The organism is Prosthecobacter sp. (assembly GCF_044373815.1).
Taxonomy (GTDB): Bacteria; Verrucomicrobiota; Verrucomicrobiia; order Verrucomicrobiales; family Verrucomicrobiaceae; genus Prosthecobacter.
The window spans coordinates 1-16,282 of sequence record NZ_JBIPNG010000102.1; the positions used below are offsets into that span (position 1 = coordinate 1).

Consider the following 16,282-nt stretch of genomic DNA (forward strand, 5'->3'; position numbering starts at 1 on the left):
CACTGGATGTCATCACCGTGCACGTGCAGGAGGAAAACGGGTCCACGCTCAATGTGTCGAGTCCTGAAATCCGCCTTGAGTAAAGTGCATCAGCGCATGCGGCCCTGCGCGGGTTTGGGGCCTGAAACGCCGCCGAGTTGATTGCGGAATTCGTACGCATCGCTGCGGTAAAGCGTCTCTTCATACCAGAGGGGAACGCCGCCTTCGAGAAAGCCGGTGGCGACGACCAGGAGGCAGGCGGTGTTGGATGGGATGCCGAGCGCCGCAGCTTGGGCGGATGAGGCATTCACGGCGCGGATGGATTCGTTCGCACCGGAGATGGTCAGGCGGCACTTGGTCGTCCAGAAGCCGTAGAGCGAGCCTTTGGCGTCGGTCTTGGTCATGCCGGTGCAAAAGCGTGCCACGACGTGCCTGCGCTCGTAGATGACGGGTTGTCCATCTGCGAGGCGAAGACGCTCAAGGTAGTGCAGTGGTTCATCGGGTGAGACATGCAGGGCTTGAGCCACGGCTGCGGGCGCATCAGCGGCTGAGAGTTTTTGCAGGGCGATGACCTGCGTGCCGGGCTTTTTCCCTGCGGCTTTGGCTTTTTCAGTGAAGCTCACGAGATGCTGCAGATCGTAATCCAGCACGCTCCCGCGTACGAAGGTTCCCGCACCCTGGCGGAACTCCAGCAGGCCGGTCGAAACGAGACTGCTGAGCGCCTTGTTGGCCGTGGGGCGGCTGGTGTCGAAGCGCTCGGCGATCTCGCGTTCAGTCAGAAATTTGGCCCCGGGCACGAACTGGCGGCTGCGGAGGAGTTTCCGCAGTTTTTCGATCAGTTGTTCGTGAAAGGATGCTGGCCGGGCCACAGCGGAGACATTGGGGGAAAAAGGGGCTTTGACAAGTGGCTAAGCCAATTTAGAAATTGGCTTAGCCAATCGCACCCTATGAAATACAGCTATTCCGACCTTGCCAAGATGATCGACCACAGCCTGCTGCATCCCACGATGACGGACGCGGACCTGGAAGCCGGGTGCAAGCTGGCGGCGCAGTACCAGGTGGCGTCGGTATGCATCAAGCCCTATGCGGTGAAGCAAGCCGTAGAATGGCTGCGAGGTTCCGGTGTGCTGGTGGGTTGTGTCATTGGTTTCCCGCACGGGAACAGCGCCACGGAATCCAAGCGCTATGAGACGGAGCTTGCCTGCAAAGACGGCGCGAACGAGATCGACATGGTGGTCAATCTTGGCAAAGCGCTGGGCGGTGACTGGGGCTACGTCGAGGCCGATGTGAAAGCGGTCTGCGATGAAGCGCACAAGCACGGAGCCAAGGTGAAGGTCATTTTTGAAAACGACTATCTGACCAATGGCGGTGCGGGCCTGAGCAGCGATGACTTCAAGCGCAAGCTGTGCGATATCTGCGAGCGCGCGGGGGCGGACTGGGTGAAGACGAGCACGGGCTACGGCTTCGTGAAGCAGGCCGACGGCAGCTACAATTACAAAGGGGCCACGGAGCATGATCTGGCGCTGATGCGTGCCAGCTGCAGTCCCAAGGTACAGGTGAAAGCGGCGGGTGGGGTGCGCGATCTCGATGGACTTATCAAGGTCCGCGACCTCGGCGGATCACGCTGCGGAGCCACGGCTACGGCAGCCATGATGGACGAGTATCGCAAGCGTGAAGCTGCGGGTACGCTGGATGGTGCGGTTGGCAAGATCGGTTCTGGGGGATATTGACCCGGCTTGTCTTTCTGTTGGCGGATCCTGCTCGTGGCATGTCTTGTGGTCAGAAATTGCCTGTTCACGGCGTTTTCAACCGACCGCAATGACACGCCACGCCCTCCTTTTCTGCCTTGCCCTGCCAGCCGCTGGATTCGCCGTCGATTTCAATCGAGACGTGCGTCCGGTGTTGGCGCAGCATTGTTTCAAATGCCATGGCATGGATGACCAGGGGCGCAAAGGCAAGCTGCGGCTGGATCTGCGGGATTCGGCCATTGGAAAGGGCAAGTCTGGAGAGCTGGCGGTCGTGCCGGGGAAACCGGACGCGAGTGAAGTCATCAAGCGCGTCTTCTCGACGGATGAGGATGAAGTCATGCCGCCGCTGCACACGAAATCTGTGCTGCCGGAGAGCGCGAAGAACATTCTGAAGCTGTGGATTGCGGAAGGAGCGCCGTATGAGGCGCATTGGGCTTATGTGCCGCCGAAGCAGGCTGTGCTGCCTATCGCTGGCGTGCATCCGATTGATTCCTTCATTCAAGATCGGCTGAAGAAGGAGGGTTTGCAGCCTTCGTCGGAGGCGGATCGTTTCACGCTGGTGCGGCGCGTTTATCTGGATCTCACCGGCCTGCCGCCGACACCTGCGGAGGCGGATGCGTTTGTGAATGACAAGGCACCTGATGCCTATGACAAGCTGGTGGACCACTTGCTGGCCTCCAAGCAGTATGGCGAGCGCTGGGCACGGCGCTGGCTGGACCTCGCCCGCTACGCTGACACGAACGGCTTTGAGAAAGACCGCCCGCGCCAGATCTGGCCGTATCGCGACTGGGTGGTGCGTGCGCTGAACGCTGACATGCCTTTTGATCAGTTCAGCATCAAACAACTCGCCGGAGACATGCTGCCGAACGCGACGACGGACGACCTCATTGCCACGGGATTTCACCGCAACACGATGCTCAATGAAGAGGGGGGCATTGATCCGAACGAGTACCGTTTTTATGCGATGGTGGACCGCGTGAGCGTCACCGGCACGGCATGGATGGGCCTGACGATGAACTGCTGCCAGTGCCACACGCACAAGTACGATCCGATCCTGCACACGGACTTTTACCGCACGCTGGCGCTGCTGAACAATGCGAACGAGCCGATCTATTTTATTCCGACGCCGGAAGTGGCGGCCCAGCAAAAAGCGCAGATGGCCAAGATTGCCAAACTTGAGGCTGAACTGTCTGGCAAGTTTCCTGGTGGTAAAGCCGCCATGGAAAGTCGTTTCGCAGGATGGATCGAAGGTGAATCGCACCGGGCATCCAAGTGGGAAGTGATTCGCCCCACGAAGATGGCCACGACCATGCCTCATCTGGAGCAGCAGGTGGATGGCTTCATCCTCGGCAGCGGTGACATCTCGAAGAGTGATGTCTATGATCTGAGCTTCAAGGCACCGATCAAGGGAGTGCGGGCCCTGCGCATTGAGGTGACTTCACATTCCAGCCTTCCGAATGACGGCCCCGGACTCACCAACTACGAAGGGCCGCTCGGTGGTTTCTTCATGAGTGAATTTCAGGCTTTGCAAAATGGTCAGCGCGTCAAGATTGCGCGGGCTGAGGATACGAATGATGACGAGGACGATCGCATCAATGACGCCGCTGCCAGCAATCCCAAAGCCAAGGCGAAAGCCGCCGCGAAAAAGAAGAACAACGCCGGCGCCACGCTGGATGGCGAGATGTCCAGCGGCTGGCAGGTGCTTGGTGGTTACGGCGTGCAGCATGCGGCGGTGTTTCATTTTGAGCAGCCGGTGGATCTCACGAACGGCTTGGATTTGAAGATGCTGTTTGAAAAGCATTTTGCCTGTCCGCTCGGTCACTTCCGGATTTCGGTGACGACCAGTGAGCATGCTGAAGCGACGGGGCTGCCGGCGGAAGTCGAGGAGGCACTGGCCAGCGGTGACAAATCAAAACATGAGATGCTGCTGCGGAGCTTTCTTGAGACCGCGCCTGAAATGGAGAAGGCCGCCAAGCCCTTGCTTATTGCTCGCAAAACACCGCCACGCGGCCAGGCCACGCTGGTGATGGAGGAACGTCCTGTGAACAATCCGCGCATCACGCACCGCTACCATCGTGGTGAGTACCTGCAGCCAAAGGAGGAGGTCACGCCGGGCGTGCCGGCGTTCCTGCCTGCGCTGCCCAAGAATGCGCCCGCGAACCGGCTGTCGTTTGCGAGGTGGCTGTTCGCGCGGGAGAATCCGCTTACGGCTCGTGTGACATTGAACCGCCATTGGCAGGCGTTCTTTGGCCGTGGCATCGTGAAATCGCTCGAAGACTTTGGTTATCAGAGTGATCCGCCTTCGCACCCCGAACTGCTCGACTGGCTGGCCGTGGAGTTGGTGAAGCAGGGCTGGTCGATGAAGAAGCTGCACCGGCTGATGGTGACGAGTGCGACCTATAAACAGAGCAGCCGCATCACACCTGAGCATGCGAAAAAAGATCCTGAGAACATCCTGGTGGCGCGTGGTGCTCGGTTTCGGCTTGATGCTGAAGTCATTCGTGATTCCGCGTTGAAGGCTGCTGGGGTGCTGTCGCCGAAGATGGGCGGCCCAGGTGTGTATCCACCGCAGCCAGCCAGCGTGACCTCCGAAGGCACCTACGGCAAAGTGGAGTGGAAGACCAGCGAGGGAGAGGACCACTACCGCCGAAGCCTCTACACTTTCACCAAGCGCACCGCGCCTTTTGCGATGGCCACCACTTTTGATGCTCCCACCGGTGAATCTTGTCTGGCCAAACGCGAAGTTTCAAACAGCCCGCTGCAAGCCCTCACACTGCTCAACGACCAGATGTTTGTGGAGGCAGCCCAGGCGATGGCGAAGCAGGTGATGGCGGAATCACAGAGTGATGAAGAGCGTCTGCAAAACATCTTCCGCCGAGTCGCCACACGGCCTGCGGCGGCGGATGAACTGGCGATGCTAAAGACCTTCCTGCAAAAGCAGCGCGAAAGGAAAATCGAAGGCGAGGCCCTGTGGGCCGATGTGAGCCGCGCCGCACTGAACCTTGACGAAGCCATCACGCATCCATGAACACTTCCAACATCACTCGTCGTCATTTCTTCCAGGATTGTGCTGTCGGCACCGGCAAGATCGCGCTGGCCTCGCTGCTGGCGGAGTCTGCCTATGGCGTGACGCAGAGTCCCAATGTCACCGCGCCGACGCATTTTCAGCCGAAGGCCAAAGCGGTGATTCACATGTTCATGGCGGGGGCACCGTCGCAGCTGGAGCTGTTCGACAACAAACCCATGCTCACGAAGTACGAAGGCAAGCCGCTGCCGCCTTCGATCATCGGCGGGCAGCGTTATGCCTTCATCCGGCCGGACGCGGCAGTGTTGGGGCCGCGCTACAAGTTTGCGAAGCATGGGCAGTGTGGAGCTGAGCTTTCCGAGATGCTACCACACCTGGCCTCGGTGGTGGACGACATCGCCATCGTGAAGTCCTGCCGCACGACGCAGTTCAACCATGCGCCGGCGCAGATTTACATGAACACGGGTTTCTCCCAGCCGGGGCGGCCCAGCATGGGTTCGTGGATCACCTATGGTCTCGGTGCCGAGACGCGGGATCTGCCGTCGTTTGTGGTGATGAGCACTGGCAGCGGCATCAGCGGTGGTGCGGCCTGCTGGAGCAGTGGCTTTCTGCCCAGCGTGTATTCCGGTACGCGCTTTCGCAACACGGGCGATCCGATTTTGAATGTGAGCACGCCGCAGGGCATCGAGGCGGGCACGCAGCGCGACACGATTGAACTCATCAACGCGATGAACCAGCGCCGTCTCAAGCTGGATGGCGACAGTGAAACGGGCACGCGCATCGCGAATTACGAGATGGCCTACCGCCTGCAAAGTTCCGCGCCGGAGCTGATGGATCTAACCAAGGAAGATGAGGCTACGCTGAAAATGTACGGCTGTGATCCGAAGGTGCCTTCGTTTGCCCGGGCCTGTCTGCTGGCACGGCGCATGGTCGAGCGCGGCGTGCGGTTCATCAACATCTACAACGAAGGCTGGGACGCGCACAGCGATGTGGCGGGGAATGTGAAGAAGAACTGCGGCATCACGGATCAGGCCAGTGCCGCGCTGATCAAGGACCTTAAGCAACGCGGTCTGCTGGACAGCACACTCGTTGTCTGGGGTGGTGAATTCGGCCGCACACCGATGGTCGAGGCCAGTGTTTCATTGGGCCGCAGTCTGGGGCGTGATCATCATCCGCAGGCATTCACCATGTGGATGGCCGGCGGGGGCATCAAAGGCGGTGTCACCCTGGGTGCGACGGATGAGATGGGCTTCAATATCATCGAGGACGAGACTCACGTGGCTGATCTGCAGGCGACAATTCTGCACTGTCTGGGCATTGACCACGAACGTCTCACCTTCAGCAAAGCGGGGCTCGACTTTAAACTGACAGGCGTGGAGCCGTGTCATGTGATCAAACAGATTCTGGCATGATCCCCGCCACCATCGTTCAAGGCCATCGAGTGGCCTCAGGGTTGAATGGGAATCCGCGTTTTCCAGGAGGCACGCTGCGCATGCAGTTGCCGTTCTTTGCGGAGCTGGGACTCGATCTGAGTGCGTTTTATCCCGGCACGTTGAATGTGAGCATCGCGCCGCTGAGTTATCGAGTGGTGCAGCCCCGGCATACGTTTCGTGCGCTGAAGTGGCATCCCGAAGATCCGGCGGAGGATTTTTCGTTCTTTGATGTCACGGTGCACCGCGATGGGGCTGAGCCGGTTCGCGGCTGGATTTACCATCCGCATCCCGACACGAAGCCGGTGCATTTTCAGAAGCCGGACGTGCTGGAACTGCTGCTGCCGTGGACGGAAGGGCTGAGCTATGGCACAAAAATCAGGCTGGAAGTCCCGGCTGAGCAGATGATGATCGAACCATGTTGAAGTTCATTTGCTCCCTTATTTTACTCACCGCTGCGGCTTTGGCGGATACTCAAACCGACATTGAATATGCCAAGGTGGGGGAGACTTCGCTCAAGCTGGATCTGCATCGTCCGCAGGGGGAGAATCCGCCACTGATCGTGTATGTGCATGGCGGTGGGTGGCGGGCGGGTTCCAAAGAGGACGTGCCGATCGCCGACTTGTACGACAAGGGTTTCGCCATCGCGAGCGTGGACTACCGGCTGTCAACACAGGCGTTGTTTCCAGCGCAGGTGCATGACATCAAGGCTGCCATTCGTTTTCTGCGGGCCAAGGCGGGGTTGTATCACATCAATGCCAGCAAGATCGCCATCATCGGCTCCTCGGCTGGCGGGCATCTGGCGGCCCTGGTTGGGGTGAGCAATGGGAACCCAGAGCTCGAAGGCAAAGTCGGTGAGCATCTGGATCAAAGCAGCGATGTGCAGGTCATCGTGAGCTTTTTTGGTGCGTCGAATCTGGAAACGATTCTCTCCCAGAGCACTCCGAAGGGCCGCGATTTCCGCATTCCTGCGCTGAAGCTGCTGCTGGGGGATACGCCGAATAAAAAGCCCGAACTGGCAAAGCTGGCGAGTCCGGTAACGCATCTGGACAAGAATGATCCGCCGCTGCTCTTGATCCATGGCGATGCGGATCCGCAGATGCCGCCGCAGCAGTCGCAGGAACTGGCCAAAGACTATGAGTCCCTGGGCCTGCCGGTGACTTTGGTCATGCTGCCCGGCAGCCTGCATGGTGGTGCGGAGTTTTATGATGAGGAACGCACAGCCATCGTTGCCAAGTTTCTCGACAAGGTGCTGCGTTGAGTCAGAGTGGCGGTTCATGCCGAAACCACTCATTGCCATCACCATGGGCGACCCTGCGGGGGTCGGTCCCGAAATCTGTCTGCAACTGCTTGCGAACGCGGAGGTGTGCGAGGTGGCTACGCCGGTGGTTTTTGGGGATGCACGGCTGCTCTCGCGCTGCGCACGGCAGACCGGACTCCCAGCGCCGAAACGTATCATCAGCGAGATCGAATGGGCGGAGAAGTGCGGGAGCATTAACGAGCCGGCGGTGCTCGATCTTTTTGGTTTTGATGCGGAGGATTTCAAGCCGGGCACGGTGAATGCCAAGACGGGTGCGGCGGGTTATCTCTACGTGGAGCAGAGCATCGAGGCCGCGCTGGCAAAACAAGTTGCCGCAGTGGCCACGGCACCGCTGAACAAGGAGGCGCTGCATGCCGCAGGCATCAAATACCCGGGGCACACGGAGATGTTTGCGGAGAAGATGCAGGCGGAGCGCTCCTGCATGACCTTTTTCTCCGAGGAAATGATCTGCAGTCTGGTGACGGTGCATATCGGTTATCAGGATGTGGTGCCAGCTTTGACCTCAAAGCGCATTCTGGATGTCATCGAACTGACTGCTGAGGCCGTGCAACGTGTGCGTGGAAAGAAGCCGCGTATTGCGGTTTGCGGGCTCAATCCTCACGCGGGTGAGCATGGGCTGTTTGGCCGTGGTGAAGAGGAATCGATCATTGTGCCTGCCATCGAGGCGGCCCGCGCGAAAGGCCACACAATCGAAGGACCGCTGCCGCCTGACACCGCTTTTATTGCCCCGAAACGCCGCGCAGTGGATGCTTACATCTGTTTGTATCATGACCAGGCGCTGATCCCACTGAAGGCGCTGGCGTTTGACACCGCCGTGAACACCACGCTGGGGCTGCCGGTGCCGCGCACGAGTGTGGATCACGGCACCGCGTGCGACATCGCCTGGCAGGGCAAAGCCAACGGGCGCAGCCTGGTGGAGGCTGTGCTGCTGGCGGCCAAGATGGCGAGTTGAGGAAATTTATTTTCGATCAGCCACCCAGCGAGGCACGCAGCCCTGGTGGGCCTGAGTTACCGTTGCAGAAAAGTCCGCGAGATAGCCGAAGGGATGGCTGACGGGGAAAGTTACGCGCGGACGAGCATCCAGGTCGGCATTGACGTGAATGGTGCCTGCGAGAAGGTCGAATTCGATTTCATCGCCATCTTCCACCACGGAAATCGGACCGCCCACAGCTGCTTCCGGGCTGCAATGCACGCCGACGGCACCCCCGGAGACGCCGGAGACACGGGTGTCTGAAAGCAGGGCGACTTTGCCGTATAGCTCTGGCACTGCGAGAGCGGCGCTGGCCACGTGCATTTCCGGCATGCCGAGGGCCACGGGGCCACAGCCACGAATGACAACGATGTGGCCGGGCTGGATGCGGCCGGCGGCTGCGGCATCGGAGACACCTTTGGAATCCGTGAAGCAGATGGCTTTGCCACGGAACCGGGGCTCGTCCAGCGAGGAGACTTTGAAGACGATGCCGTCCGGGGCGAGGTTGCCAAAGCAGATCTGGATGTCGGCGAATTCCTTGAACGGTGCTTCGACGGGAGCGATGAGTTCATTGGGGAAGGGAACTTCAGCGGCATTGGCGAGGTTTTCTGCCAATGTCTGGCCGGTGACGGTCATGCAGGAGCCATCCAGCAGCCCGGTTTTCATGAGGTGCTTCAGCAGCATGGTGGTGCCGCCAAGGCGATGGAGATCCACCATGGTGCCACGCCCACGAGGCGCGAAATTGCACAGGACAGGCGTGCGGCGGGCAATGGCCTGAACGTCACGCAGGGTGAAATCGACTCCTGCTTCGCGGGCGACGGCCAGGATATGCAGCACGCCATTGGTGGAGCCACCGATGGCGCAGATGGCGGTCATGGCATTGGTGATGGAGGCCTTGGTGATGATGTCGCGCGGGCGCAGATTCATTTCCAGGAGGCGGCGCACGGCTTTGCCGACGCGCAGGCATTCTTCACGTTTGCCGGTTTCGATGGCAGGCATGGAGGAGGTGTCCGGCAGGCTGAGGCCCATGGCCTCGAGAGCGATGCCCCAAGTATTAAACGATGCAGCGATGCCGCAGCCACCTGCGCCAGGGCAGGCGGTACGGATGATCTGCTCGGACTCCTCATAGCTCATCGTCCCCTGCTTTTCCTTCGCGGCGGCGTCATAGACGTCGAGGATGGAGGTGGAGTGACCTTTGTGGCAGCCGGGCATGATGCTGCCGCCGTTGACGATGAGGCCGGGATAATTGGTGCGTGCCAGAGCCATGGCGAAGGCCGGGCCGTTTTTATCGCAATGATGCAGGCCGATGAGCGCATCGTAGCAGTGAGAGGTGCAGATCATCTCGGCACCGTTCGCCATGAGATTGCGTGAGCAAAGGGAGGCTGCACCACCCACATTTCCCTGCGTGATGTTATCACTAACTGGCGAGACGCCGAAGGGGAAGCCGATGAGTCCTGCTTCTTTGCAGCCTTGGGCGATGAGCTGGGCAAGCTCGTGCGCGTGGACGTTGCAGATGTTGCCGTCGAGCAGCGGTGTGCCGATGCCGATCTGCGCTTTGTCGAAATCTGCGGGTTTAAAACCCAGGCCCCAGAAGAAGGCGTTGACGCCGCGCTGCCAGCCATGGGTGAGGTTGTTCGAGTTCCAGTTGAGCGGATGTTCAGTCATGCAGCACGGATGCTAGGCAGGAAGACGTTCTGCGCCAAAAAAAAAGCTCCCGGTCAGTGAACGAACTGACCGGGAGCCCCAACCTAATTATCAGACAAGTGAGTTCAGGGCTTAGAGCCCCGACGAATTAGAACGCGAAGCTAAGCTTGGTGCCCCAGTAGAGCTCGTTCTGGGTAGCGTTGAGCTGCGTGCGAAGCTTTTCGCCGTGGTTCAATGCCACATAGCTCGTCCAGGTAACCGACTTGGTCAGCTTGACTGGGACGGCGAGCGTGTAGAGAACGTGGGTGAAGCCAGAAGTCGGACCATTGTTCATGCTCTGACCTTTGTTGCCAGTCAAGGCGCTGCCAGGAACCGAACCGGAACCATTGCCGGTGTAGTAGTCGATGCCGAAACCGGTGTTGACGGAAGGCACAATGCTCAGCCAATCAGTGACTGCGAAGGTGTAGTCCGCACCGAGGGAGATGTAGGAACCATTGATTCGGAGATCATAGTAGTAGCCTGCATAGATGTTGAAGCCCTTGATTGGCACTGCAACCGTCCAGCCCAGTTCACCAGCACCTTTGAGTGCAAATTCTGGGTCGGCACCTGCAATAGGGGCGCCATTGAAGCTGCCACCGTAGTTATCTGGATAGAAGTAGTATTGGTACTGCATTCCGAACTTGGCCCAACCTGCATCGTAAGACAGATTGGTGATCGCATCGATCTCCGAGTATTGGAAGCCACTTTTGGAACCCAGAAAGGGTGTGCCAGCGGTGTTGATGTAGGCACCACCGATGCCCCAGGTCAGCTTGTCAGTGATCGGCACGCTGATGTTGAGTGCAGTCCACATGATGTTATCAGCGAACCAAAGACCGCGGAAGTAGTAGCGGCTGTCGTAGCCGGCGTCGAAGGTGGCTCCGATCGATTCGAACAGAGCTCCTGATTTTTCTTCCACAGGGACGGGGTTTTTAACGGGGGCGGATGTGCCGGCAGATGCGTTCAGCGCTGCACAGGCAGCAAGAACGGTCACCGACTTGGCAATGAATGATGTCATGCTTTTGGGCTTCATGTGTTGGTCGAGTTTAGTTATTGTTGGTGTTGAGGCGCTGACCAGCCGGGAAGGCAAGCAGCGGTAACATCAGAGAGCAGGTGCCGTGCCATGTTATCGAGGTGATCACTTTTTTTGTTTATTTCATGAATAAACCATCGTTGCTATAACGACTCTTAAGAGAGTATCGGCTAAAAGCCTATTTTCGGAGGCTGAGTCCTTCCGTTGAAACCAAACATTCCTCATGCTTGGCACCGTGAGGCCTGCTTGAAAAACGCGGGCAGGGAGGTGCTGAAGATGGAGCGGGCCGAGAGCACTCCAAAATTTTCTATTTTTATTTGCAGGCGGTACGGTCGGCTTCTTGTGGTCTTTCCAAGAAAATCGTGTCTTGCTGGGCTGCCAAGAAGAAGAGCAGTGAGGCGCGGCCCCTTCACTCACTGAGGTTGCGCGTCATGAGCATCCAGACGTCAAATGCTCAAAGAGAAGGGGTGGGCATGCGCTGTCTGATCCCCTATAGGCTAATCACGACCCATGGCGCCAGCGGGTGGAGCAAATTTTTATCCAGCCTGAGATTAACCTGATGAGATGCCAGATGGCGGGAGGCTGGCAGCTGCATGCAGCTATCAAGCTTTCAGGTGAGGCTGTGCTCAAGGCAGGAATGGACTTGAAGGATTCTTAACTCAGCCGGGCCCGGATTTGCATATGAGGCTGCTCAGTAGAATTGACTTAACACAAAAAAACCTCCCGGCTTGCGCCGGGAGGTTAACCTTGAAGGTTTGAATCGTTCAGAGAACGACTTGAATTAGAAGCGGACGCTGAGGGTCACGCCGTAATACACGATGCTGTGGAACGGGGTGGCAGGGCCGCCGCCGACACCGAAGGCGTAAGCGTTCGTGGACGAGCGAGCCAGATTCTTCACCGGGCCCATTGGCAGGTTGGCTGCAACGTAAGGGGTGAGGGTCGCACGGCTGTTGAGCTTGATTGGGAAATCAATGCCAACGTTGAGTGCGGTCCAGCCACTGATGCCACCTTGTGCTGCGCTCTGACCGAAGAGGGTGCCGCCGCCGATGAGGCCGCGGGTAGCCTGGGTGAGGCCAGCGTTGTAGTGCAGACCATAGCCAAGACCAGCGTGTGGGACGATGCTGATGGCATCGGTCACAGCGATGGTGGACTTGGCGGTGAGGTCGAAGTACCAGCCACCGTTGACGAGGTCATAGTTCGCGCTGGAAGCCAGATTGATCGGGCCGAGGTTGGTGTTGGCACCCAGAGTGAGCTGCTGGATGTCGTTCATGCCGTAGCCTTGGCTTTGGCCAAAGATACCAGCCTGATTGAGGCCACCGCCGTTGGCGAGGGCGCCCATGTTGTGGATGTAGCTGTAGCCGAAGCTGACCGCTGCAGGACCGAAGTCATGCGAGATCGCAGCACCCAGCTGAAGGCGCTGGAAGGAGTTGGTGTTTTTGATCGCGGCATTAGCGGTAGTCAGGTTAGGGGAGTAGCTGTCCTGGTCACCTGCGAGGGAGCCGTAGTTCACGTCCCAGAGGAGGGAGGTGCTGCCAGCGCCGTCTTCGGAAGCGCCGCCCACAAGGAGAAGCTCACCGTTGAGGCCGGCACGGACCCAATGCTGTCCGAAGTTGAAGCCACGCCAGACGTAGTTGGAGTCGTAGCCGATGGAGGCGGTGATGCCGAGGTCATCGTTCACGGGAGCCGGAGCGATTGGGTTTTTAGGAGCGGGAGCGGATGGTCCGGCCACAACGGGAGTGGCGGCCAGTGCCAAGAACCCCAGCGTTTTCAGCAATGCGTTCAATTTCATAGTCTGATTAGTTTGGTATTAGGTTGGTTGGGTTGAGGTCGGACACTCGCATGGTAAGGACTAAAACCTGAGTTCTAATCCATAGTACGTGAGCCGTTCAGCCCCAAAACTAGCAGGGGCCGGAACACGTGAAAAGCAAATTTTGCAATAATGGAGCAAAAAAATGCATCCCTAATTGCTGCCATAGTTATAGAAAGGATCCTTCCCACGCAGCCTTCATGCCAAAATCTGTGATATCTTGAGATTGAACGGATTGCGGAAGATGGTTAAACCTTGTTATGACTCGTCTGCTGATTTTCACTTTGCTCATGGCGTGGTCGTTGCCATTGCATTCCCGTGAGCCGTTTCCCCTCATTCATTTGAGAGTCCGCGTGCACCTGATGCAGTCCATCACGAATCCAAGGCTGCAAACGACGCTTACGGAAAATGAAGCGCGTGCCATTTTTGATGAAGTGAACGACATCTGGGCCCAGGCGGGCATTCGATTCGAATTGGAGGCGATTGACAGCCTGCAAGCACTCGATCTTGCCTCCAAAAGATGGTACATCAAGGATCGAGACTGGGTCAAAAAGGCGATTCCAACGGATCAGTTCAGTCCCACCGCCATTGACATGTGTTTTGTGAAGGACATGGGCCCCAACGGCTTTTTTTACGGCGAGCCGGTCGTGGTGTGCGAAAACCCTGAATTTCACAAAGTTTCCGGCGGAGCTGACAACCCCGTAGCCCGCGTGACGGCCCATGAACTTGGTCACGTTTTGTTTCTGCAGCATCGGCAGGAACGCACCAATCTGATGGCCTCGGGAAAAAACGGAATTTCTCTAAACCCGCAGGAGATCAAAAACGCCAGAAAACGGGCGCTGGAGATTTTGGGACAGTTGCCTCAGCCTTGAGGCTCAAGCGTTTCCCTCAGGGCACTGCCCAGGGAGTGAATCTGTGCGGAAGAGTGCAATGCGCTGACGGTGATGCGCAGTCTGGCACTGCCGCGGGCGACGGTGGGGTAGCGGATGCAGGGAATGAGGAATCCGGCCTCACGCAGGCGAGCACTGATTTCCAGAGCCCGTGACGCTTCACCCAGAATGACCGGCAGGATGGCTGCCGGGCCGGGCTGTGAAGCGACACCGATTTCAGCCAGCAGGGCTTGTGTTTGCGCTGAATGGCTGAGGACATTTGCCCTCAAGGCATCGCCTTTCTCACTTCGAATCAGATTCAAAATGGAACTCAACGCATGAGCCAGATGCACCGGGGGGGCGGTGGAGTAGATGAAGCTGCGCGCGCGGTTGATCAGCAGGTCAATGACCTGGCGTGAGGCAGCGAGGTAGCCGCCACTGAGGCCGAAGGCCTTGCTCAGGGTGCCCAAGTGTAGATCCACCTGGTGATCTACGCCGAATGCAGCGGCAAGTCCACGCCCCTGCGGGCCCAAAACACCCACGGCGTGGGCTTCATCCACCATCAGCCAGGCACCGTACCTTGCCTTGAGCTCTGCAATTTCCCGCAGCGGGGCGGCGTCACCGTCCATGCTGAAAATCGACTCTGTGACGACGAGCACACGCCCTTTGGCCGTTTGCAGCAGGCGTTCGAGTTTTTCGAGGTGATTGTGGGGAAAGACACGGATCGTCGCTCCGCTCAATCGCGCTGCATCGACGAGGCTGGCATGGCAGAGTTTGTCGAGGATGATCGTGTCGCCTGCGCCCATGAGTGCCGGAATCGTCCCCAGTGCGACGGCAAATCCACTGCTGAAGGTCAGCGAGGCCGCCGTCCCCTTGAAATTGGCCAGGGCTTCCTCCAAGTCAGCATGGGCACGATGGGTGCCACACACCAGACGTGAGGCACCGGAGCCGCCGCCATATTTGGCGATGCCTTCAGCAAGTGCATTCTTCATCTCAGCAGAATGCGCCAGGCCCAGGTAGTCGTTGGAAGAAAAATTGATCCACGCGCGGCCATCGGCGCGCACGGTGACGCCATTCAGCTCATCCAACGGGCGCAGCTCGCGCCAGAGTCCCTGCGCACGCAGTTCATCCAGCTGAGCGGTGATGTCCCAAGGGTCCGTGCGTTCCTGCATGCGTTACTCCTTCAGGCGGCGTTCCACCACATCATCCTTCGCCACCCCGAGCGTGACCGCCTTCTCGTAATGCCTGCGCGCCAGCTCAATGGCAGGCGGGCGGCGCTCCAGGAGCATGAGCGCCATGTTGAAATGAGCGATGCCGTAATCGGGCTTCAGTTCGATCGCGCGCTGCAGTTCTGCTTCTGCCGCATCCGCCCAGCCCAGGCCTTTGGCGGCGATGGCCAGATAATTATGAGCGCGTGCATCCTCAGGCTCTTCGTGAATGGCGCGGGTGAAGCAGGAGATGGCCCGGTAGGTGTCTCCCTGTTTTTGCAGCAGCAACCCCAGAGCCGTCCACGTTTGCGCGAGCTGCGGGTTGAGCTGCACGGATTTTTCAAAGCATTCGATGGCTTGCTTGGTTTCTCCTGCCTGCTGCTCCACCGCGCCCAGATTGGCCCAGATGAGGGCATTGCCATCGTCGAGTTCCAGCATTTCTTGGTAGGCCTTGCGGGCTGCTGGCCAGTCCTGCTTGCCGAAGGCCGCTGCTGCGCGTTCTCCCAGCACCTTGGTGAATGGGGGCAGCATGCCGGTTTTATCCATCTTGGCCGGGTTGATCGGCGCTGCCTCCTGCGCTTGGCAGATCGTGGCCAGCAGTAGGAGAGCGGAGATTTTCAGATGATTCGAACACAGCATGGCTGAGACTATGCGCTGAAATTGGCGCAGGAAAACATCTTGCGTACAGAGCATGAGAGGGAATGTTCGCCCGAACAGCCCTTAATTATCATGTTCACCGACACTGACTCCCGCCTTACGGCCCGCCAGCAGGAACTCCTCGAGTACCTACGCAGCTACCAGCGCACGAACGGTGTCATGCCCTCCACGCGTGACATCCAGCGCCACTTCGGCTTTTCCAGCCAGACAGCCGCGATGAGTCATCTGCGTGCTCTGGAAAAAAAAGGCGTCATTCAGCGTCATGCGCACAAAGCGCGTGCGGTGGTCTTCCCTGAAGACCTCGACCGTGCTGAAATCATCGATATTCCAGTCTTCGGCCAGATTCCCGCCGGCATGGCCGCCGCTGACATGGTGCAGCATGCCGACAGATGCATTTCTGTGGATGTGAACACCCTCGGCATTCCACGCTCCGCGAAAAGTTTCGCGCTCAAAGTGCGTGGCGAATCCATGATCGGCGCCCTCATCGGCGATGGCGACCTCGTCATCCTCGAGATCCGTGAACCGCGCCCAAAAGACATCGTCGCCGCGCTCATC

At 58.6% G+C, this 16,282-nt stretch carries 14 protein-coding genes; 8 read left to right on the plus strand and 6 right to left on the minus strand.

All coding sequences use genetic code 11. The annotated features are described in order from the left end of the window. Nucleotides 1–89: 89 nt before the first annotated feature. Nucleotides 90–848 carry a GntR family transcriptional regulator gene (locus ACIREA_RS10880; protein WP_397382296.1) on the minus strand — a complete coding sequence of 253 codons (759 nt, stop codon included), beginning with the start codon at nt 846–848 and terminating at the stop codon, nt 90–92. Nucleotides 849–926: 78 nt separating this feature from the next. Between ACIREA_RS10880 and deoC the strand changes: the two genes are divergently transcribed. From deoC to pdxA, 6 genes are all read left to right on the plus strand, one after another. Next, nucleotides 927–1,709 (plus strand): deoxyribose-phosphate aldolase, encoded by a 783-nt coding sequence (deoC, locus tag ACIREA_RS10885; RefSeq protein ID WP_397382297.1) that lies wholly within the window; start codon nt 927–929, stop codon nt 1,707–1,709. Nucleotides 1,710–1,797: 88 nt separating this feature from the next. Further along, the gene (locus ACIREA_RS10890) at nt 1,798–4,755 is read left to right on the plus strand and encodes a PSD1 and planctomycete cytochrome C domain-containing protein (RefSeq protein WP_397382298.1); all 2,958 of its coding nucleotides are present in this window, start codon (nt 1,798–1,800) and stop codon (nt 4,753–4,755) included. Further along, on the plus strand, nt 4,752–6,164 hold the full coding sequence (locus ACIREA_RS10895) for a DUF1501 domain-containing protein (RefSeq protein WP_397382300.1): 1,413 nt from the start codon (nt 4,752–4,754) through the stop codon (nt 6,162–6,164). The genes ACIREA_RS10890 and ACIREA_RS10895 overlap by 4 nt, the downstream gene beginning before the upstream one ends. After that, entirely contained in the window at nt 6,161–6,607 is a 447-nt protein-coding gene (locus ACIREA_RS10900) for a hypothetical protein (RefSeq protein ID WP_397382301.1), read from the plus strand. The genes ACIREA_RS10895 and ACIREA_RS10900 overlap by 4 nt, the downstream gene beginning before the upstream one ends. Next, complete coding sequence (locus ACIREA_RS10905; protein ID WP_397382302.1) at nt 6,601–7,443, plus strand: alpha/beta fold hydrolase; 843 nt, start codon at nt 6,601–6,603, stop codon at nt 7,441–7,443. Before ACIREA_RS10900 ends, ACIREA_RS10905 begins: the two co-directional genes overlap by 7 nt. Before the next feature lie 16 nt (nt 7,444–7,459). Then, nucleotides 7,460–8,455, plus strand: coding sequence for a 4-hydroxythreonine-4-phosphate dehydrogenase PdxA (gene pdxA / locus ACIREA_RS10910; RefSeq protein ID WP_397382303.1), 996 nt, complete (start codon nt 7,460–7,462; stop codon nt 8,453–8,455). 6 nt (nt 8,456–8,461) lie between these two features. Here the strand turns inward: pdxA and ACIREA_RS10915 are convergent, their stop codons facing one another. From ACIREA_RS10915 to ACIREA_RS10925, 3 genes are all read right to left on the minus strand, one after another. Further along, nucleotides 8,462–10,138 (minus strand): dihydroxy-acid dehydratase, encoded by a 1,677-nt coding sequence (locus tag ACIREA_RS10915; protein WP_397382304.1) that lies wholly within the window; start codon nt 10,136–10,138, stop codon nt 8,462–8,464. 127 nt (nt 10,139–10,265) lie between these two features. Then, nucleotides 10,266–11,171, minus strand: a complete 906-nt coding sequence (locus ACIREA_RS10920; protein WP_397382305.1) for a hypothetical protein — start codon at nt 11,169–11,171, stop codon at nt 10,266–10,268. Nucleotides 11,172–11,967: 796 nt separating this feature from the next. Next, entirely contained in the window at nt 11,968–12,975 is a 1,008-nt protein-coding gene (locus ACIREA_RS10925) for a hypothetical protein (protein ID WP_397382306.1), read from the minus strand. Between the two features lie 380 nt (nt 12,976–13,355). Here ACIREA_RS10925 and ACIREA_RS10930 point away from each other — a divergent pair, with 380 nt between their 5' ends. After that, complete coding sequence (locus tag ACIREA_RS10930; protein WP_397382307.1) at nt 13,356–13,865, plus strand: hypothetical protein; 510 nt, start codon at nt 13,356–13,358, stop codon at nt 13,863–13,865. On the opposite strand, the gene bioF is transcribed toward ACIREA_RS10930, so the two are convergent. After that, a complete protein-coding gene (gene bioF, locus ACIREA_RS10935) occupies nt 13,856–15,034 on the minus strand; it encodes an 8-amino-7-oxononanoate synthase (RefSeq protein ID WP_397382308.1) in 1,179 nt (392 codons plus the stop codon). The genes ACIREA_RS10930 and bioF overlap by 10 nt on opposite strands. 3 nt (nt 15,035–15,037) lie before the next feature. Then, nucleotides 15,038–15,709 (minus strand): tetratricopeptide repeat protein, encoded by a 672-nt coding sequence (locus ACIREA_RS10940; protein ID WP_397382309.1) that lies wholly within the window; start codon nt 15,707–15,709, stop codon nt 15,038–15,040. A 90-nt stretch (nt 15,710–15,799) separates the two neighbouring features. On the opposite strand from ACIREA_RS10940, the gene ACIREA_RS10945 reads away from it, so the two are divergent. Next, nucleotides 15,800–16,282, plus strand: a 483-nt coding sequence (locus ACIREA_RS10945) for a LexA family protein (protein WP_397382310.1), incomplete at its 3' end; no start/stop codon positions are given.

Coding starts and splice junctions, on each gene's coding strand:
- ACIREA_RS10900 (WP_397382301.1), top strand. CDS start 6,161: ATGATCCCCGCCACCATCGTTCAAGGCCATCGAGTGGCCTCAGGGTTG.
- ACIREA_RS10930 (WP_397382307.1), top strand. CDS start 13,356: ATGCAGTCCATCACGAATCCAAGGCTGCAAACGACGCTTACGGAAAAT.
- ACIREA_RS10920 (WP_397382305.1), bottom strand. CDS start 11,171: ATGACATCATTCATTGCCAAGTCGGTGACCGTTCTTGCTGCCTGTGCA.
- ACIREA_RS10890 (WP_397382298.1), top strand. CDS start 1,798: ATGACACGCCACGCCCTCCTTTTCTGCCTTGCCCTGCCAGCCGCTGGA.
- ACIREA_RS10915 (WP_397382304.1), bottom strand. CDS start 10,138: ATGACTGAACATCCGCTCAACTGGAACTCGAACAACCTCACCCATGGC.
- ACIREA_RS10895 (WP_397382300.1), top strand. CDS start 4,752: ATGAACACTTCCAACATCACTCGTCGTCATTTCTTCCAGGATTGTGCT.
- ACIREA_RS10940 (WP_397382309.1), bottom strand. CDS start 15,709: ATGCTGTGTTCGAATCATCTGAAAATCTCCGCTCTCCTACTGCTGGCC.
- ACIREA_RS10925 (WP_397382306.1), bottom strand. CDS start 12,975: ATGAAATTGAACGCATTGCTGAAAACGCTGGGGTTCTTGGCACTGGCC.
- ACIREA_RS10905 (WP_397382302.1), top strand. CDS start 6,601: ATGTTGAAGTTCATTTGCTCCCTTATTTTACTCACCGCTGCGGCTTTG.
- bioF (WP_397382308.1), bottom strand. CDS start 15,034: ATGCAGGAACGCACGGACCCTTGGGACATCACCGCTCAGCTGGATGAA.
- deoC (WP_397382297.1), top strand. CDS start 927: ATGAAATACAGCTATTCCGACCTTGCCAAGATGATCGACCACAGCCTG.
- pdxA (WP_397382303.1), top strand. CDS start 7,460: ATGCCGAAACCACTCATTGCCATCACCATGGGCGACCCTGCGGGGGTC.